This window comes from Lysobacter enzymogenes (genome assembly GCF_900106525.1).
GTDB classification, from domain to species: Bacteria; Pseudomonadota; Gammaproteobacteria; order Xanthomonadales; family Xanthomonadaceae; genus Lysobacter; species Lysobacter enzymogenes.
Genome location: NZ_FNOG01000003.1, coordinates 30,438 through 47,842, shown reverse-complemented (window position 1 = coordinate 47,842; position 17,405 = coordinate 30,438). Strand labels below are relative to the sequence as shown.

Here is a 17,405-nt window from a genome sequence, read left to right as displayed (position 1 = left end):
GATAGCGCCTGCTGTCGCCCTCTGACCGGCGAACCGATTGCTAGGACCGCGCAGACCTACTCTTCATCGTAGTCACGCTCAAAATCAAGCCCGAATTCCGGGTCATCCTCAATCAAACCAGCGCGCCCGCATTTTTGGAACGTGTAAGTAGCGATGAAGCTGCCGGTGTGACCGCTGTAGGGACGATCTGGATCGACATCGCCCGTATGCGACCCGGACGCTACCAGCACCCACTCGTTATCAGCATCCAGTAGCGGCTCATACTCATAGCTGTCGGTATAGAACTCATCTATATAGGCGTTTGTTTCGTTGTAAGCGTCGTTCACATCGTCATCGACCATTGCGCGATCCTGGACATCTTGGAAGATGAAGTCTTCGAAATCTTCCATGGAGGCGTGAAAGCGGCAGGTGCCACCTTCCTCCTTCACGGCCAGATTGAAGAAGTTCCAGATCACTTCGCCCACCACTTGAGCACCGGCCTGATCAACACTCAATTTCTGCAACCGCTTCAAAAGCAGCTCGGACTGCAGAACGACATGGTCTTCCACGGTAAAAATTTCGTCCGCACGGATGCTTTTATCGAGCTTTAGCGCGGCATAGGTTCCGTAGCCGAGAGACGCAGCAAGCAGCTCAAGCACATTGGCATGTGTCAGCTTGAGACCAGACGTGCCAAGTGAAGCCCGCACCTGGAAGGCAATAGTAGAAAGATTAGCCATTGTTCGGATTCCGACTTTAGATACGCCGCGGTGAGTGATTGCTCGCGACGCATCCCGGATCATCCGAAGATAAAGGGGCTGGGTCTGCTGGGTTGCTGCTTGCCGGTTTTGGGCCACTCACGACCCAGGCTGGCGCCTTCTCGTGACCCTACGCCTATCAACAACCGTTTTCAAGAGATTCGGCGGCCAATCCCAACTCGCCCGGGCGGCCAGTTGACGTTTGCCTGGGACCAAGACCCTGCGGGCGTTCTGAGGTCTAAGGCCGCTGATTGACCGCCGATTGAGCGATGTCTTCGGGTCTCCGGCGCAGTCGTTCCCTGCCCCGGGATGTCCATCATGCGCATCGTCAAGCCAGAGAGTAGCCGTCCACTTCGACCCAGGACCAAGTCGCCTCCCTTGACACTCCCTTACAGCGGCGAGATAACTCTTCTGCCGGCTCGGCTACAGCCCCGGTGTTGTGCCTGCATAGCCCATAGGCGCCAGGTGCCCGCGCGTTCTTTACAGAGACCGCGGGAATTTCCCTGACCTAACCAATGGACTTGCTATGCCCAATATTCAACATCTCAGAACCCAGGCTTTCCGCGCTCAGCAAGGCCTCTGTTACTACTGCGACCTTCCCATGTGGGAACGCTCCCCTGATGAGCTAACGCCGTTGTGTCTTAGCCCACGGAAGGCCGCGTCGCTACGTTGCACCGCCGAACACTTGATCGCCCAGCAGGACGGCGGGAGAGCCGTAAGGGGGAACATAGCCGCCGCTTGCTGGATCTGTAACAGCCGTAGACACAAGCACAAATGCCCGCCTTCGCCCGATGCCTATCGAGCGCTCGTTCAAAAGCGTATGGCGAGAGGCAAGTGGCATCCATCGGTGGTGCGGCGGCTGCGCGCCATAACATCCTCCTGCCTATTACAGGAGAAGTGAGCGAGGACCCGCATATGCCAGTCTCCGACGCCAATGCCATCAACCTCCTCCGCGCCTTCGGACTAGTGGAGTTCACGCTTAAGAGCATTCCGGGTTTCACCGGTATTGGTCCCCGCCGAAGGGCGGAGGCAAACTGGCGCGCGCTTGACGAAGCGATAGAGCGATTGTCCGCACAAGATTTCTTTGATCTTGTGACAGCGCCGACGAAGGATAAGCTGCTCGGCGGGGGGCGCAACCGCCCCAAGATTCAGATGGTCACAGTCGTTCACGGCCGGAACACAACTCACTTTGAAGAGTTGGACCTACATGTGTCGGATGCGCGCGCCCTGGTCGAGGCTATGCGCCGGGTGAGGAATAACCTCTTCCATGGTGGGAAGGAGGATCCGCTGGAAGAGCCCTACCACGGCGATGATGACGAATGGGCGGTAGCTGCTGCGGAGATTGCTCATCTACTGCTGAGGCTGCTGGACGACAATACGATCCGCCCATGAATCGTCCAGTTCCAGTCGACCGCTCTGCAGCTAGTCCATCTGCTGTAAGACTTCATCAATAAGACTGATGCGGACTTACCTCACAGTGACCAGCCCGGTCCAGGCCCTGATCCGGTCAAACCATTCATCGCGCTCCTGACCATTGCGCTTGCTGGTCTTGATCCAAGTGTCCGAATGCCTCTGGAACAGCACCGAATACTGCGGGTAGGCGGCATCGTTGACTTGCAACTCGATGCGCTGCCGGAAGGTGCCATTGCGCCAGTCGTAATTCGTCCTGGCCGCAAGGATGTCAGAGCGGTGGAAGTAGCGTTCGCCGCGCACCGGGTCGCGGATCCACAGCAACTCCATATTCGCATCGATCGCGATGTTGTCGTGCGCAGCAGTAGGGGTGAAGCCGCCGGCAAATTGACCGGGCAGTTTGGGCGGGTGATGACGGAAGAGCAGAGGGACCAGCCACACAACCGCCAGAACGAAGCCTGCCATCGCAACACCCATGATCAAGCCGATGATGTCGTCTTCGCGAAAACTAATGAAGAGAAGAAGCGCGCAAACGGCCGTGATCGCCAGCCGGATCAGCTTGAGCAAAGTGAACATGAAATCTGTCCTTAGAGAGATGGTCTATGGGAGCAGTGGTTTCTTGGCCGATGACGCCGGCTGAGGCGGCGTGTCGCGCCCTGGCTTGCGCGATCGAAAGACGACTGATGGATGTGCAGAGCCGTCGGCGGCACCGCAATGCCGACGGGTTACTGGACGACTACGCAGTGCTCCCCGGGGGTTGCGGCGGTCCCAGGCAGCACATCCGCTTCAAGCACGACGCCTCCGGGACCCAGCAAAACAACGGCTTGGCTGGGGCTCGCGGAGCTGTCCTCGGCCCGCTCGACCAGGTAAGCCAGCGCCACCTTGCCGCCGTAGTCGATGACATGGCCAAACCGGACGGAGCCCGAGAGCGACGCCGGCAGCGCCAGCCGCTTGCCGCCGAGCGTCAGAACCGTCGAGGGGGCGGGGCCGGTTCCCTGGTCGACCTGACCCAGACTGGTCCGGATCGGCCCCGTGGCTTCATCGGTGCCGTGGGCGGCGCTCCAGACGAACTGGGTGATCCTCGGCACCTTGGCTGTGCCAATTACCTGGCCCGCCTGAACACGGCACGACAGGCTCTGCGCCGCCTCGGCGCTGGAAGCACAGGTCAGCAGCCCTACAAGCAAGGTCAACCGTCGCAGATCCATGGGAACCCCTTCCAGGAAGCGCCACAAAGCGCATTTGCACTATATGCAAATGCGTTGCTAGGATGAAAGGGGCAAACTTCGGAGGTTCAGATGACGTTGCCGACGAATGCCCGCCCCTCTTCCTGCTTCCACCACCATCGGCAAGCGCCTACGCAAGGCCCGGCTCGCCAAGGAATGGACCCTCGCCTATCTCGGGGAGCTGCTGGGCATGGGTGAGCCTAATACCGCGGCTCCTAGACTGAGCCGCTATGAGCGCGGCCTGTCCGAGCCCAGCCTGGAAGTCGTCCGCGAACTGGCCAAGGCTCTAGACCTTCCCGAGGCCTACTTCTTCGCCGCATCGGATGTGCTCGCTGAGGCCATCCTTGTCATTGCCTCGCTCCCCGCGAAGAAGCAAACCAAGGCATTGGAGCTGCTCAAGTCGTTTGCATCGGGCACTGCCTCTCAGGCCGACTGAGACCTAGGCCCGCGCTGGCGTATGTCTCTCTCGCCGTGGCGCCTGACGGCGCCATTTACGCTCCAATCCCGCTGCCCCCGGTTCACCTGGCTGAGATAGCTCGCTCAGCGCCACCGTATGGCTTGGCGTATGCTCGCTCGGAGCGGGCGCCTAGGGGGGCGCTGGGCCGCAAAATGGCCAAGGAGCAGTGGCAGTGGCAAAGCGTTCGTCTCGTGGCGGGGCCGGTCTGTGGCTTTTCCTTGGCGCACTGGCGCTAGTCCTGGCGGTGCCCAAAGAGGTCTGGATCGGACTAGGCGTCCTCGGCCTGCTGGGCTGGATTAGCTACTTAGTTATCCGGTTTCTGGTTACCCAGGCCAACACGGCTAAGCCCTCCTCCCCCCAGATGCCTGAGCGGCACGAGCCGACGCTGGCCGAACTTACCGCGAAGCACTCGCCCCCTGCTCCTGCACGGACGCCGGCCGCACCTGCGATACCGTCTCAATCCGCCAGGCCAAGCCCGACGGCCTCACCGACGGCCTCATCCACGCCCTCGCCGCGGGCTCGCTCGCAGGAAGTCGAAGAGTTCTACGCCGTTCCCGCCAGCCCACCGACGCGCCCCTCGTCCCATCCCTTACCTGAGCTTCCCTTGGGGTTCGGGGAGGGCCGCTGGGTTCCCCGCGGCGAGCATGTGCGGGTAGCCGACGTGGACCTGGTCGGAGGCATGATCTATGTGGGTTCGCGATTGAAAGCGCCCACCGGCGCAGTCGATCCTTGCCTCATCAACAGCCACCTCGCAGTGGCCAAGTCGGGCGATTACCGCCAGCGTCAGATGGGCTACTGGCCCAGTTATGCCGAGGCATCCCCCAACGAGCGGCGGGCCTATTTGTCCTGGCTGTCGGAAGGGCGCTCTCATCCCGACTGCGATATCGGTTATGTGTTCTTGTTCTTCTATGGCCTGGAACGACGGATTATCGTCGATGCGAACGATCCCGCCGCCAAGGCCGATTGGCCGGCGATTACCAGTGAGCTTCGACGGCTGCTTGCGATCTACGGAGACAAGTCGAATTCGTTCAAACGCTATGCCGGCGAGCTACTGAGCTGGATCGAACTCGGCCAAGCCTCCTCCGGCCAGCTCTACGACCAGCCTATCCCCGACTTTCCGCGGACCTACGAGCTTCCTCTCTATGTGCGTCTGGCCCTTGGCCAAGCCTCACTGGCGCGCGCTCCGCTGCCGGCCCATTTGGCTCTGGCGTGGCTGCGGTTGAGCCCAGAGACCCATCTGCGAACAGCCGCGACCCGCTGTCCCGCCGAGTTCGAGCGCCTCTTCGTCCAGCGCTATCGAGAAGTCATGGGCGCGGGGCTCGTCCTGCCCAAGAACCGAACCAAACTGAAGTTCACCTACCAGGCCGCCTCATCCGGCATGCGCGGGGCTGACATCTCGATGACCTTCGGCGACACGCCGGATGTCACTGCCCTCACCGCCCCCATCAAGAAGTTGGCCGAAATCGCCAACCAGTGCACCGATGAACTCGGGGCTTACAGCCGGCTCGTCGGCAAAGACCCTGACGCAGCCGGTGGCCTTGATGGACTGTTGCTGCTGCCCGCCAGCCTATGGCCGGCCGCCACTCAGGCGCGCCTGCGAGGTCTCACCGACCAAATGCGCGAAGGCCGCTTGTCGCTGTCCCTGCGAAAGCTGCTGGACACGCTGGGGGCTGGGAAAGGCCCGATCAACCGTGATCGCGTGCGAGCACTGGCGCGAGCACTGGAGGGCGCTGAAATCGGCTTCGAGCCGCATGTGCTGGCAGGTGCCCGCGCACCAGGGGAAACAGACACGGTAGTCCTTTTCGCCCAGCCCATGACGGATGCCCTAGTAGGAACGGCCGCGCACTATCAGACAGCCGCACTCACGCTACAGCTGGCCTCGGCCATGGCCCAGGCCGATGGCGACTTCAACGAGCGGGAAATCGCTCACCTGCGCACCGAGATCGACGCTTGGTCGCATCTGACTCCGGCAGAGAGGCGACGACTGCAGGCACACCTGCAATGGCTGACCGGCTCTCCTCCTACCTTGGCGGGTATGAAAAAGAAGCTGGAACCCCTTCCGGTTTCGGCGCGAGAAGCCCTTGCCGCGTCCATGGTCGCATTGGCCCAATCCGACGGCTTCGTTTCTCCGGAGGAGGTCAAGTTCCTGGAGAAGGTTTACAAGGCGCTAGGGGTCGAGCCCAAGCGGGTCTTCAGCGATGTCCATGCAGTCGGCGCCGGCGGCGCGCCGGTATCCACCGCGCAGGTCGAGAAGCAGGGCTTCCGACTGGATACCGCCCGCATCGCCGCCCTGCAAGAAGATACCGCCCGCGTCTCTGAGTTGCTCTCGAAGATCTTCGTTGAAGAAGCTGTGGCCGCTCCGCCACCTGTAGTTGCTGATCCGGAACCGGCACCAGAGGCCCCCGCTCTGCTCGGCCTGGATGAAAGCCACGCGGCATTACTACGCCTGCTGCTATCGCGCCCGGAATGGACGCGGGCTGAGTTGGCAGATGCGGCAGCGGACCTGGATCTGATGCTTGATGGCGCCTTGGAGCAGATCAATGAAGCGGCTTTCGATGCCTTTGACGAGCCGCTGTGTGAAGGCGACGACCCCGTTTCGGTGAACACCGGACTACTTGAGAAAATTGAAGCATGACCACGCCTATTCGTCCCAAGGACCGCGACACCGTCATCCAATCCCTGCGCGCCGGCGTGGTTCCCCGAGCCGGTCAACACCTAATCCAGGTCGCACGTGGCCGTGAAATCGAAGCATTGGTCGCCGACATCGACCGTGTCGCCGATGGCGGCTCGTCGTTTCGTTTCGTCATTGGCGAGTATGGCGCCGGCAAGACGTTCTTCCTGAACCTCATCCGCGCGATCGCGATGGAGCGCAAGCTGGTGGTGGCCGGCGCGGACCTCAATCCGGATCGGCGGCTCCACGCTTCCGGAGGCCAAGCCCGCTCGCTGTATGCCGAGCTCATGCGCAACCTGTCCACTCGCACCAAGCCCGAGGGCGGCGCGTTGGCCGGGGTGGTGGAGAAGTTCATCGCGACGGCCAAGTCCGAAGCCAAGGCGCAAAGCCGCACGACCGAACAGGTCATCCGCTCGAAGCTCGAACAGCTCTCCGAACTCGTCAACGGCTACGACTTCGCCGATGTCATCGCCGCTTACTGCCGGGGTGCGGAGGAAGGCAACGAGCAACTGAAGTCCGATGCCATCCGCTGGCTGCGCGGTGAGTTCTCGACCCGGACCGACGCCCGCGCGGCGTTAGGCGTGAGGACGATTGTCGATGACGCCTCCGTCTACGATCAGCTCAAGCTGGTAGCTCGCTTTGTGCGCCTGGCTGGCTACTCCGGGCTGTTCGTATGTCTGGACGAGCTGGTCAATATCTACAAGCTCTCCAATGCACAAGCGCGCAGCTCAAACTACGAGCAGATCCTGCGCATGCTCAACGATTCCCTGCAAGGCACCGCGGTGGGCCTGGGCTTCGTCCTGGGCGGCACTCCCGAGTTCTTGATGGATCCGCGCCGCGGCGTTTACAGCTATTCCGCACTGCAAAGCCGCCTAGCCCAGAACGCCTTCGCTACCGGCGAGTTGGTCGACTACACGGGACCGGTCCTGCGCTTGTCGAGCCTGACCCTGGAGGACTTCTACCTGCTCCTGGGCAAGATCCGTCATGTCTATGCCGCCGGCGACAGCGCGCGTTATCTGCTCCCCGACCCCGCCATCGCCACCTTCATGGAGCACTGCGCCAATCGCATAGGCGACAGCTTCTTCCGCACGCCTCGCACCACGATCACCTCGTTCATCAACCTGCTCGCCGTGCTGGAGCAGAACCCAGGCACGGACTGGCAGAGCCTGATCGGCGAGGTCACGGTCGAGGCCGATCACGGGGGCGACAGCGATCTGCCCGTCGATGCAGACGACGAATTGGCATCGTTCAAGCTCTGAACGGCGATGGCCTCCCAAGCGTTCCTGCAGCTGGATGCCCGGATCCAACACTACTTGTGGTCCGAAGGATGGGGCGCGCTACGCGACGTCCAGGAACAGGCGATCCCGCTTATCCTGCCGGCGAGCCAGGATGTCATCGTCGCGGCCAGCACGGCCTCCGGAAAGACCGAGGCTGCGTTCCTCCCGGCGCTCACCCATCTGCTCCAGCAGCCCCAGGCCGGCCTGATCGTCTACATCAGCCCACTCAAAGCCCTGATCAACGATCAGTTCGGCCGCCTGGATCGATTGTGCGAGAACCTCGATGTCCCGGTCTGGCCCTGGCATGGGGATATCACCGCGACCAGCAAGCGTAAGTTCCTGGCCAAACCCAAAGGCGTGCTGCTGATTACGCCGGAGTCATTGGAGGCCACCTTATGCAACCGCGGCACCGGTGTTACGGGCCTCTTCCAAAACACCACCTTCGTGATCGTCGATGAGCTCCATGCCTTCATCGGCTCCGAACGTGGGAAGCAGCTCCAATCGCTACTGCATCGCATCGAGGTTGCGTTGGGCCGCCCAGTGCCACGCATCGGTCTGTCGGCGACCTTGGGCGACATGGGCCTGGCCGCTCAGTTCCTTCGACCGGGTCGATCCGCCGCCATCGTCGACACGGGATCCGCCGCTTCGCAGTTGCTGATCAAGGTCAAGGGCTATGAGGAACCGCCCGAATTGCGGGCGGCAGGAGTGGAGGTCGATCCGAACACCCTCCCAGCCTCGAAGGCCATTGCCCAGCACTTGTTTAAGGTTTTGCGGGGATCGAACAATCTGGTCTTTCCCAATCGGCGTCAGGAAGTCGAGCGCTACACCCACCTTCTGAACGAGCTGTGTGATCAAGCTCGGGTGCCCTCGGAGTTCTGGCCACATCACGGCAACCTGTCCAAGGAAATCCGCTACGACACCGAAACCGCCCTGAAGCAACGCGAGCGCCCGGCTTCAGCCGTGTGCACCAGCACCCTGGAACTGGGCATCGACATCGGCGCGGTCAAGAGCGTCGTCCAGATCGGCGTGCCGCCCTCGGTGGCCAGCCTACGGCAACGCCTGGGACGGTCCGGCCGGCGCGAAGGCGAGCCGGCCATCCTGCGCGGCTATGTGATCGAAGACACCTTGGACGAGGCGTCCGGCCTTCAGACGCGGCTGCGGACGGATACCGTGCAGACAGCGGCCGTGGTGTCCCTGCTCATCGAGCACTGGTTCGAACCGCCGGCCGTGCGGGGCGCGCACTACTCCACCCTGGTCCAGCAGTTGCTGTCAGCCATCGCCCAATACGGCGGCCTCAGCGCCGGGCAGGCCTTCGCCCTGCTCTGCTCACCGAACGCTCCGTTCGATGGTATTTCCAAGGAAAGCTTCGCCGAACTGCTCAGAACCTTGGGGCAGAAGGAAATCCTGACCCAGGACCATTCCGGACTGTTGCTTCATGGACGCGTGGGGGACCGGATCGTCAACCACTACTCGTTCTACGCCGCCTTTGCCAGCGATGAGGAGTTCCGCATTGTTTCAGGGGACAAGGCGCTGGGAACCCTGCCGATCGTTCAGATGGTCTCGCCCGGCCAGCGCATCCTGTTCGGCGGTCGGACCTGGGAGGTGCAGGACATCGATGAAGCCCACAAGACCATCTATGTGATGCCTACCAAAGGCGGCGCACCGCCGCTCTTCAGTGGCGGCGTGGGACGGGTCCATACGCGTGTGCGCCAACGCATGCGCGAACTCTACCTTGGCGATGATGCGCCCGGTTATTTGGACACGCAGGCGCAGCGCTTTCTCGATGAGGGACGGGCTGCGTTCAACGGCTTGGCACTGGCAGACAGGCTCCTGCTCGACCAAGGGAGCGACGCCTTGGTGCTCACCTGGCTCGGCGACGCGGCCAACGAGGCGATTGCCTGCTTGCTGACAGCTCGTGGCGCCACGGCCTATGCCGCGAGCTTGGGGGTGGAGGTGCAGCGCTCTGATCGCAGCCTGAACGACATCGCCGATCTACTGGCCGACATCGGGTCGGAGCCGATCCCTGCTGCCGATGACCTGCTGGCCAAGGCCAGCAATCTGGCCCGTCAGAAGTGGGACGAGCTGCTTTCGCCCCGGTTGCTCCGGGAGACTTACGCGCGCTCCAACATCGATCTAGACGAGGCGATGACCTGGATCCGCGCCAAATTCGGCGTCCAGCCCCTTGTTGAGGCCCCCTCATCGCCATGAGCACGCTGCACGAGCGATTACAGCGCCAGGTCTACGTCGCTCTGTTTGGGCGTGGCGACGCCAGTGGGCTCACCCCCACTCAGTTGGTCAGTGTGGTTCTCATCCTGACGTCCGTGACGGTTGCCGTGGTGGGCACTGAACCCGTGGTGATCGCTGCGTTTGGGCCCGTGTTGCGCACCTTGGAGACCGGCTTCGTCATCGCCTTCTCCTTCGAATACCTCATGCGGCTGTGGTCGATAGGGGCCAATCCCATCTACCAAGGGATCTCCGGCCGGATCAGATACGCACTGAGCTTCTACGCGCTGATCGACCTTCTGGCGATCATCCCCTTCCTGTTTGGATGGGGCGCCCAATCCTTACTGGTTCGGTTGCTGCGCTTGTTCCGGTTGCTGGCACTGTCCCGATTGATCCGATACTCACAGGCAATGCGCATCGTGCTTGGAGCAGTGCTGGAGCGCCGCTACGAGTTGACCTTTTCCATGGCGCTCTCCGCGGGCGTCATCCTGCTATCGGCGGGCGTTCTCTACTCCGTGGAAGCCGACACCAATCCTGAAGCCTTCGGCTCTATTCCGCGGGCGATCTGGTGGTCAGTGACGACCCTGACTACGGTGGGCTATGGGGACGCCGTTCCACAGACGGTCCTGGGGCGCGTGTTTGCAGCGCTGACGGCCATCGCGGGTATCGGCTTGATCGCAATGCCCACGGGCATCTTGGCGGCTGCTTTCTCTCAGGCATTTAAGAACGTCAAAGACCAGGAGCGGGTGCGCTGTGAGGCGGCGAAGGGAGATACGCAGTTCTAACGCGGTGCTGATTACATCCCGCCAGCCTGCGCCAACACTTCGCGAACCACGGCCGAAATCTGTGTGGCACACATGGCTTGTCGCATATCCATGGTCAGTTCCAACTGAGCGCCAGCACGGCGAGCGCCACGATTGCAGATGTTCATTGGCTGATGAGCCGGATAGGCATGCCCGTGGCGATGAGTGGGAAAACCCTTGCTACGCAGCGCATAGCAAAGGTCATCTGCCAAACGGGCATCCAGTCCTCCAACATTGATGGCGTTCTCCCCTCTGCATCCGTGTATAGCCAACACGGTTGTCGCATCGCTAATCAAGGCCAAGCACTGTGGCTCATCAAAATGATGGCTGGTGACATGCAGATCTCGATTTTTTTCTGCCTTCCGCCCCTCGAACAAGTAGTAGGAATAATCGCAGCCCGCGATAGCACGCGTCAGAGCGGAAGTTCCTGGCTCAATCTGGCCTCCGTGCGGGGCAATGATGGCGACAGCAGGATTGGAACCCCGATGCACCGTAATCGCGTAGCTTTCGACAGGCTCCCGCGCAACCAAAGCAGAAAAGCTGGGATACAGGTCATCGTGCACCCCTGTCCTCCTCCACAAATCAGCGCCGAATCTGTTGATCAAATGCACACACAATGCACATTCCCGTAATCTCCGACAGCGACCTGCCAAACTCTTTGGCGATGAAAACGGCACGGTTGTAGAAGTTCTTATCGATCCGAACCATCTTCTGAGCCTTTCCTGCTCCCACAAAGCTGTCCAGCAAGGCACTCATCTCCGCAAAAACCTTGTTAGATGACTCCTTGTCCAAGCGCGCATCCAGTTGCTGAACACCGTGCTTCATCAGGTCTCTATAAATTTGTGCTGGCTTCACTCTCTCCGCCGTCGCGCGCTGTTCCAGCGCTGACCACAGATCCGCCCCAGCCCAGACACCGATGGTCTTGGCTGGCTGCTTTGTTCCAGAACGTAGTTCCAACACATGAGCGGCGACCTTCTGGTGCAGAAGGTCGGCAAAGCGAGCCAACTCTACATCCATATCGATTTTGGTCAGGCTTACTTCGCGACTACCGACACCTTGAGCAGTAATCAAAACCTTTCCAGCATTGACTTCTGTCACGCGGAGCGTTTTGGCAATATGTGCTAGTTCTTGGGCTCGATCTCGGAAACTCTTTTCGAGCGTGGCAATGTCAGGGGATATCGTCGACATAGGGTTGCTCCAACACCTCAATACGCTGATTGTATCTCTTTTGTATCAAATGTCAATTCTCAATAAATCAACCACTTAGGAAGCTCTCACATGGAAGTAGAGATCCGGCAGGCCGTAGACAAGACCCTGGCACAGACCGATGCGGATCAATGGGTTGCTCGTATAGACCAAGACCCAGCCGCGATCGGCGAGCACGTCCTGCAGCATCTGGACGCCAGCGTTAGATCCACCCTGGAAAAGAGCACCCGCGGCCAATTGACCAATGGTTTGCTGCATCTGAAGGGTGTGTTTGATGCGGCGACGGGGCTACCGGACTCTCCTAAGGGTTTTGCTCCCCTTCCTATATGCCTGCCCGTAAATGCGGCACGATTGACGGTATTGGCTGTCAATCAGCTTTTGGGGCATGCGCCGGTGTCGTATGGCTCTGAGAACGATGGGCATCTCTTCGTCAACCTCGTTGCCATGCCAGGGCAAGGGCGATCCGCAGAAAAATCGACCAAGGGCATGCGCGGCCACACCGACGCAGTGAGCTTTCCTTTCCCAGGTCAGCAAGATAGTCGGCACCCGCGGATTGCGCCTTCCCCAGATGCGGTGTGCCTAGCGGCGCTACGCAATCCCGATGACATTGCCACGATGGTCATCCCGCTTCGCCAAATCCTGTCTCGCCTCGATGAGGCAGATATCGAGCAGCTTAAGAAAGATCAGTTCCTGATTACGTGCCAAGGCACATTTAAAGACGGCACCATCGCTGTGCTTGGCGATGCACATCAAGTCGAAGACGTGAGCGTGCTTCTTAGTCGAGGGGTGAACGATTTTTGGGTGCGATTTAGCCACAGCAATGTAGCGCCTTCCTATACCGCTCCAGAAGCCACTGAGCAGGCCTTGGTCAAAGTAGCTCAGGCTTGTGAGGAAGTAGCCCACCCAATCGTCTTAGGTGCTGGCGATATCGTTATTCTGGACAACCGGACAATGCTTCACGGCAGGTCCGAGGTAGGTAAGGAGGTTGGTGGTAACGCCCGCTGGCTGCTTCGCAGTTATGGACTGGCGTCAGACAACATACCCAAAACTGCATTCCACGAGGGCAGCTCATTCAAGCTCTGGCCCTGATGAGCACACTCAGCTCTGACCGGCTTAGGCCGCTTCTGCTTTCTTGTTGCGTCATCAAACGTGCCGGAGACCCTTCTCATCCAACGTCGACTTAAGGTCGTCGCGCAACACCACACTGGAGCAACCCATGAGCTATAGCGCCGAGATCAGCCGCACCACTCCTACCGCCTTCTTGTTCCTTGTGGATCAGTCCGGCTCAATGCAGGACCAGATGACGAATGGGAAGTCTAAGGCCCAATTCGTTGCTGATGTGCTGAACCGCACTCTAGCCACCCTAATCACGCGATGCACCAAATCGGAAGGCACGCGCGACTACTTCCATGTAGGCGTCCTCGGCTACTCGGGCTCGACGGCGGAGAACGGGTTAGCCGGGCCGCTCTCTCACATCGTGATGCACCCCATCTCTGCTATTGAGAACTCCCCCCTAAGGGTCGAGGACCGGACGCGCCGCATGGACGATGGCGCCGGCGGACTGGTCAATCAGTCGATCAAGTTTCCCGTCTGGTTCGACGCCAAGGCCAGTGGCGGCACTCCTATGTGCCACGCAATCACTGAGGCAGCGGCCCAACTCGCCGCTTGGTGCGATGCGCATCCGGACAGCTATCCGCCGACCGTTTTACATGTGACTGACGGCGAGTCGACTGACGGCGATCCCCAGAACTTGGCGGCCCAGCTCCAGCAAATCGGCACCAACGACGGCACGATCCTCATGTTCAACCTGCATGTAAGCAACGCGGGCGGCGACCCCGTCAAGTTCCCGGCGTCCGACGCGGGCCTGCCTGACGCCTACGCCCGGCTGCTGTTTCAGATGTCCAGCCCATTGCCTCCCCACCTCCATCAAGCCGCTGAGGAAAAAGGGATCCGGGCCACGATGGAATCGCGCGGCTTCATGTTCAACGCGGAGGTCACTGAGATCGTCGACTTCTTCGATATCGGCACGCGCGCTGCGCAGCTGCGTTGACCCCATGCATATCCTGTTCCACGGCAGCGTGCCCAAGCACGCGGACACCCCGATCGATAACGAGGATGCCTACCGCGTGGACGCCGAGCGCGGACGCATCGTGGTATCCGATGGGGCCTCTGAATCCTTCGATGCCAAGAGCTGGTCGCGCCTGCTCGTGGACAGGTTCCTGGACACCGGCTTCACCCATGAGGGCGTCGTGGAGTGCGTGTCCGCCTTCGCCGATCTGCACGATCCCGAACTATTGTCGTGGTCCCGAGCCGCAGCGTTCGAGCGCGGTAGTTTTGCCACGTTGTTGATTGCGCAAGAACGCGATGGTGACCGTCTAGACATCCTCAGTATCGGCGACAGTTTTGCGGCGCTCACCGACGGTCAAGTCCTGTTGGGCCAGTGGCCCTATGACACGGCGGAGCAGTTCTTTGAGAAGCCAGTCCTACTAGCCACCAAAGCCGAGCTCAATGCCGACCTCCTGCAGGACCGCAGTGAGCTCGTCGTGACAGCCAGCTGGAAGCGTGGCGACCTACAAGGTCCCGTGTTCTTGCTGTGTATGACTGACGCATTAGGGGCCTGGCTACTCACACGCATGAACTCTGGAGATGCTAGCGCGCTGGAGCGTTTGCTGGAAATCAGGGACGCGGCAACTTTGGAAGAGCTGGTAGAGCGGGAACGCGACATCGGTGCCATGCGTCGAGACGACAGCACCTTAGTTATTGCGATGATTTGACGACTGGCGGAGCTAAAGTGGCTTACCCGACGCTGGAACAATACAACCAGGCATTGGCGTCGCCGCAGCTAACCCTGCGCGACGCCGAGCTCCGGACCGGCACCGTCCGAACCACCTCGCTTGGGATGCCCCGAGCCCTATGCGGCGGCTTTGCGCTCACCTATACCATCGACACGGCAGGCAAGCGCTACGCGCTGCGCTGCTTCCACAAAGAAGCTCCCGAGCTCGAAAAGCGCTACCGCCTGATCTCCGACAAGATCAAGCAGCTCCATTCACCGTTCTTCTTACCCTTCGATTTCCAGTCCGACGGGATCGTCATCGACAAGCGGCCGTATCCGGTCGTCAAGATGGCCTGGGCGGCGGGCGAAACGCTTAGCGAGTTCCTCGACGCCCACCACGCAACCCCCACCGCCCTAAGTAAGCTCCGCCAGTCGCTGACTCAGCTCAGCGCCTATCTGGAGGGGCAAAAGATCGCCCACGGTGACATCCAGCCGGGCAATGTCATGGTGGGAGCACAAGGCGCCTCACTCCAGTTGATCGACTACGACGGGATGTTCGTGGAGGCGTTCCGGGGAGCACGCGCCACTGAACTGGGCCAGCTGAACTTTCAGCATCCTGCTCGCTCGGCCACCTACTTCAATGAGACGCTCGATCGGTTTTCCTTCTTGGCACTGGATGTCGCCCTTCAGGCCCTAATTGCCCAGCCCGGCATTTGGAGAACTTCGCGCTCGGATCCAGATGCCGTCGTATTTCGGCGTAACGATTACCTCGACCCAGGGTCTTCGCCCGTCTTTGCCCAATTGCTCAAGCTCCCCACAGTGGCCGCGGAGGCCAGGAAGCTCGCACAAGTCGCATCATCCCCCATCGATCAAACGCCGAGCCTTGCCGAGTTCTTGCAAGGCAAAGGCGTGCCTCAAATTGTTGTCGCCTTCGGGGCGGCGCCATCGGCGGCTCAACAGGCCTACCAGGGCGCTTATACCGTGTGTGATGCCCTGTCGTATGCACAAGTGGCCGCCCAGGTGGGCAACCGCATCGAACTGATCGGCCGGATCGTCGCAGTGGATCGGCAACTCACCAAACGGTCCAGGAAGCCGTTTCTGTTCGTTAATTTCTCCAACTGGCAGGATGGTCCGTCGGTCAAGCTCAATATCTGGACCGACGGCTTGGACGCACTGGGCGCCTCCGCGCCCACCAAAGACTGGATCGGCAAATGGGTGTCCGTGACTGGACTGGTTGACCCGGTGTATCACGGTGTAGCGGCACGCGGCCGGAGCTATACAAGCGCTTCAGTAACGGTGAGTCAGCGCGGGCAGATACAGATTATTGAGGAAGCGGAAGCCAAGTTCCGCCTGCGCGGCGGCAGCGGCTCGTCCAAGGCTCCGCCGCGTAACGCCCATGTGCTCGGGGAGATGGGGGTGAAGCCTGTGAGCGCTCGAAACACCTCACCATCGTCCTCCTCCCCTCGCATCCCGCCCACGTCGACGCACCCAGTGCCACCGCCTACGCCCAAAAGCGCGAACAACCAGGTGCTAGATCGGATGCGCGGCCAAACCACCCATCAATCACCGCCATCCCACGGCACCATGCCGCATCGACCGCAGACGCAGCCTCCTGCGCAAAGTGGCGGGCTGGGCGTGTTCGGCTGGGTGATCCTGGGGATTGTGGTTTTGGTGCTGCTAAGAAGTTTCGCTTAGTCTCGGCGATAGATAACACCCGAACGACCGCCTGGCCGGGATGTAGCCCATTACGATCATTCACGATCAACAGCATCCGGCCTGATGGATCCGCGGACTAGATGGACCGCTCGACATAGCGGTCGCATCATGAGGCGCTAGCGCGATGAGGATGCTGGGCTCGCGGAACGGCGCGCGAAGACCAGGATATTGCTCAGACTGGACTGCGGCGGCGGCAACCTAGTGAGACGAACTGCTGTGCCACACCCTGACAATAAGTGTGGGCGCATTGTCGTATCCGCTGGCCGCCCCATTGGCCAGCCATCCTCCGGTCACCTTTGAGGAACCGACCTCGCCAAAGTGGCCAGCGGCCCCGAGGCTCGACAACAGCGGCATTAGTTCTCGCAGGTCTTCCTCGCCAATGCTCTCAAGCCGCGCCTCCACCCCGTTCAGGGTGGTAATCTCGATCCAGAACATAGCCAATCCTGCTAGCGGGGAGGCTCTGGATAACAGAGGAGGTTCGAAAGTCAATGTCCAAGTATCGGCAGACCCTGACTCTTATTACGATCGGCGGCCAATCGGGCGTCTTGTTGGAATGCCTCAAATCCGAGAAAAAGTCCGTCGTCAAATGGCACAGAGACAACGGGACTTCGGCATGGATGAAGGACGCGATCAACTCCACCCACAACGATGGAAAGCCGAAGCATATCTTCATCGCCATCCAGGATGAAGGCATTTACCAGATTTACGGCCAGCCGATGCTTTCAGGCCTCTACTGCTTCTATACCAGCAGCAGAGGAGGGATTGTCTACGCCCCCATCGCGCCCCAAGATCAACAAGCGCTTTTCAACGCCAAAGCAGCAGGCTCCAGCTACCGAAACGCGTTGATTGCCCTCGGCAAGAAGGTCTTTTGAACAAGGCTGGGGCTCGGGACCTGCTGATTTCTAGAAAAAA

The 17,405-nt window shown here is 60.5% G+C and carries 18 protein-coding genes; 12 read left to right on the top strand and 6 right to left on the bottom strand.

Features of this window, described 5'->3' with window-relative positions; translation table 11 throughout:
* Positions 1 to 56: 56 nt before the first annotated feature.
* A complete protein-coding gene (locus BLU84_RS07900; RefSeq protein WP_074864914.1) occupies positions 57 to 716 on the bottom strand; it encodes a hypothetical protein in 660 nt (219 codons plus the stop codon).
* A gap of 544 nt (positions 717 to 1,260) precedes the next feature.
* On the opposite strand from BLU84_RS07900, the gene BLU84_RS27925 reads away from it, so the two are divergent.
* Complete coding sequence (locus BLU84_RS27925; RefSeq protein WP_074864912.1) at positions 1,261 to 1,635, top strand: HNH endonuclease; 375 nt, start codon at positions 1,261 to 1,263, stop codon at positions 1,633 to 1,635.
* A gap of 14 nt (positions 1,636 to 1,649) precedes the next feature.
* On the top strand, positions 1,650 to 2,126 hold the full coding sequence (locus BLU84_RS07890) for a hypothetical protein (protein ID WP_074866436.1): 477 nt from the start codon (positions 1,650 to 1,652) through the stop codon (positions 2,124 to 2,126).
* Positions 2,127 to 2,201: 75 nt separating this feature from the next.
* Here BLU84_RS07890 and BLU84_RS07885 read toward each other — a convergent pair whose 3' ends face one another.
* Together BLU84_RS07885 and BLU84_RS07880 are read right to left on the bottom strand one after the other, a co-directional pair.
* Positions 2,202 to 2,720, bottom strand: a complete 519-nt coding sequence (locus BLU84_RS07885) for a hypothetical protein (RefSeq protein WP_074864909.1) — start codon at positions 2,718 to 2,720, stop codon at positions 2,202 to 2,204.
* A gap of 149 nt (positions 2,721 to 2,869) precedes the next feature.
* Complete coding sequence (locus BLU84_RS07880; RefSeq protein ID WP_074864907.1) at positions 2,870 to 3,349, bottom strand: hypothetical protein; 480 nt, start codon at positions 3,347 to 3,349, stop codon at positions 2,870 to 2,872.
* Between the two features lie 106 nt (positions 3,350 to 3,455).
* Here BLU84_RS07880 and BLU84_RS07875 point away from each other — a divergent pair, with 106 nt between their 5' ends.
* From BLU84_RS07875 to BLU84_RS07855, 5 genes are all read left to right on the top strand, one after another.
* Positions 3,456 to 3,803 (top strand): helix-turn-helix domain-containing protein, encoded by a 348-nt coding sequence (locus BLU84_RS07875; protein WP_074864904.1) that lies wholly within the window; start codon positions 3,456 to 3,458, stop codon positions 3,801 to 3,803.
* A 382-nt stretch (positions 3,804 to 4,185) separates the two neighbouring features.
* Positions 4,186 to 6,459 (top strand): tellurite resistance TerB family protein, encoded by a 2,274-nt coding sequence (locus BLU84_RS07870; protein ID WP_083382494.1) that lies wholly within the window; start codon positions 4,186 to 4,188, stop codon positions 6,457 to 6,459.
* Complete coding sequence (locus BLU84_RS07865; RefSeq protein ID WP_074864898.1) at positions 6,456 to 7,754, top strand: ATP-binding protein; 1,299 nt, start codon at positions 6,456 to 6,458, stop codon at positions 7,752 to 7,754. The genes BLU84_RS07870 and BLU84_RS07865 overlap by 4 nt, the downstream gene beginning before the upstream one ends.
* A 6-nt stretch (positions 7,755 to 7,760) precedes the next feature.
* On the top strand, positions 7,761 to 9,980 hold the full coding sequence (locus BLU84_RS07860; protein ID WP_074864894.1) for a DEAD/DEAH box helicase: 2,220 nt from the start codon (positions 7,761 to 7,763) through the stop codon (positions 9,978 to 9,980).
* Entirely contained in the window at positions 9,977 to 10,780 is an 804-nt protein-coding gene (locus BLU84_RS07855; protein WP_083382427.1) for an ion transporter, read from the top strand. Before BLU84_RS07860 ends, BLU84_RS07855 begins: the two co-directional genes overlap by 4 nt.
* 11 nt (positions 10,781 to 10,791) lie before the next feature.
* Here BLU84_RS07855 and BLU84_RS07850 read toward each other — a convergent pair whose 3' ends face one another.
* Positions 10,792 to 11,361, bottom strand: a complete 570-nt coding sequence (locus BLU84_RS07850; protein ID WP_074866430.1) for a poly-gamma-glutamate hydrolase family protein — start codon at positions 11,359 to 11,361, stop codon at positions 10,792 to 10,794.
* 19 nt (positions 11,362 to 11,380) lie between these two features.
* Positions 11,381 to 11,986: a hypothetical protein gene (locus BLU84_RS27080; RefSeq protein WP_170849120.1), complete on the bottom strand. Its 606-nt coding sequence runs from the start codon at positions 11,984 to 11,986 to the stop codon at positions 11,381 to 11,383.
* Between the two features lie 90 nt (positions 11,987 to 12,076).
* Here BLU84_RS27080 and BLU84_RS26240 point away from each other — a divergent pair, with 90 nt between their 5' ends.
* From BLU84_RS26240 to BLU84_RS07825, 4 genes are all read left to right on the top strand, one after another.
* Positions 12,077 to 13,093 (top strand): TauD/TfdA family dioxygenase, encoded by a 1,017-nt coding sequence (locus BLU84_RS26240; RefSeq protein ID WP_139174808.1) that lies wholly within the window; start codon positions 12,077 to 12,079, stop codon positions 13,091 to 13,093.
* A gap of 127 nt (positions 13,094 to 13,220) precedes the next feature.
* The gene (locus tag BLU84_RS07835; RefSeq protein ID WP_074864886.1) at positions 13,221 to 14,054 is read left to right on the top strand and encodes a vWA domain-containing protein; all 834 of its coding nucleotides are present in this window, start codon (positions 13,221 to 13,223) and stop codon (positions 14,052 to 14,054) included.
* A gap of 4 nt (positions 14,055 to 14,058) precedes the next feature.
* Positions 14,059 to 14,778, top strand: a complete 720-nt coding sequence (locus tag BLU84_RS07830; RefSeq protein WP_074864883.1) for a hypothetical protein — start codon at positions 14,059 to 14,061, stop codon at positions 14,776 to 14,778.
* 17 nt (positions 14,779 to 14,795) lie between these two features.
* On the top strand, positions 14,796 to 16,472 hold the full coding sequence (locus BLU84_RS07825; protein ID WP_074864880.1) for a protein kinase family protein: 1,677 nt from the start codon (positions 14,796 to 14,798) through the stop codon (positions 16,470 to 16,472).
* A 219-nt stretch (positions 16,473 to 16,691) separates the two neighbouring features.
* On the opposite strand, the gene BLU84_RS07820 is transcribed toward BLU84_RS07825, so the two are convergent.
* Complete coding sequence (locus tag BLU84_RS07820; RefSeq protein ID WP_074864877.1) at positions 16,692 to 16,928, bottom strand: hypothetical protein; 237 nt, start codon at positions 16,926 to 16,928, stop codon at positions 16,692 to 16,694.
* Positions 16,929 to 16,981: 53 nt separating this feature from the next.
* Between BLU84_RS07820 and BLU84_RS07815 the strand changes: the two genes are divergently transcribed.
* A complete protein-coding gene (locus BLU84_RS07815) occupies positions 16,982 to 17,365 on the top strand; it encodes a hypothetical protein (RefSeq protein ID WP_074864874.1) in 384 nt (127 codons plus the stop codon).
* Positions 17,366 to 17,405 lie beyond the last annotated feature (40 nt).

Coding starts and splice junctions, on each gene's coding strand:
- BLU84_RS07900 (WP_074864914.1), bottom strand. CDS start 716: ATGGCTAATCTTTCTACTATTGCCTTCCAGGTGCGGGCTTCACTTGGC.
- BLU84_RS27925 (WP_074864912.1), top strand. CDS start 1,261: ATGCCCAATATTCAACATCTCAGAACCCAGGCTTTCCGCGCTCAGCAA.
- BLU84_RS07890 (WP_074866436.1), top strand. CDS start 1,650: ATGCCAGTCTCCGACGCCAATGCCATCAACCTCCTCCGCGCCTTCGGA.
- BLU84_RS07885 (WP_074864909.1), bottom strand. CDS start 2,720: ATGTTCACTTTGCTCAAGCTGATCCGGCTGGCGATCACGGCCGTTTGC.
- BLU84_RS07880 (WP_074864907.1), bottom strand. CDS start 3,349: ATGGATCTGCGACGGTTGACCTTGCTTGTAGGGCTGCTGACCTGTGCT.
- BLU84_RS07875 (WP_074864904.1), top strand. CDS start 3,456: ATGCCCGCCCCTCTTCCTGCTTCCACCACCATCGGCAAGCGCCTACGC.
- BLU84_RS07870 (WP_083382494.1), top strand. CDS start 4,186: ATGCCTGAGCGGCACGAGCCGACGCTGGCCGAACTTACCGCGAAGCAC.
- BLU84_RS07865 (WP_074864898.1), top strand. CDS start 6,456: ATGACCACGCCTATTCGTCCCAAGGACCGCGACACCGTCATCCAATCC.
- BLU84_RS07860 (WP_074864894.1), top strand. CDS start 7,761: ATGGCCTCCCAAGCGTTCCTGCAGCTGGATGCCCGGATCCAACACTAC.
- BLU84_RS07855 (WP_083382427.1), top strand. CDS start 9,977: ATGAGCACGCTGCACGAGCGATTACAGCGCCAGGTCTACGTCGCTCTG.
- BLU84_RS27080 (WP_170849120.1), bottom strand. CDS start 11,986: ATGTCGACGATATCCCCTGACATTGCCACGCTCGAAAAGAGTTTCCGA.
- BLU84_RS26240 (WP_139174808.1), top strand. CDS start 12,077: ATGGAAGTAGAGATCCGGCAGGCCGTAGACAAGACCCTGGCACAGACC.
- BLU84_RS07835 (WP_074864886.1), top strand. CDS start 13,221: ATGAGCTATAGCGCCGAGATCAGCCGCACCACTCCTACCGCCTTCTTG.
- BLU84_RS07830 (WP_074864883.1), top strand. CDS start 14,059: ATGCATATCCTGTTCCACGGCAGCGTGCCCAAGCACGCGGACACCCCG.
- BLU84_RS07820 (WP_074864877.1), bottom strand. CDS start 16,928: ATGTTCTGGATCGAGATTACCACCCTGAACGGGGTGGAGGCGCGGCTT.
- BLU84_RS07815 (WP_074864874.1), top strand. CDS start 16,982: ATGTCCAAGTATCGGCAGACCCTGACTCTTATTACGATCGGCGGCCAA.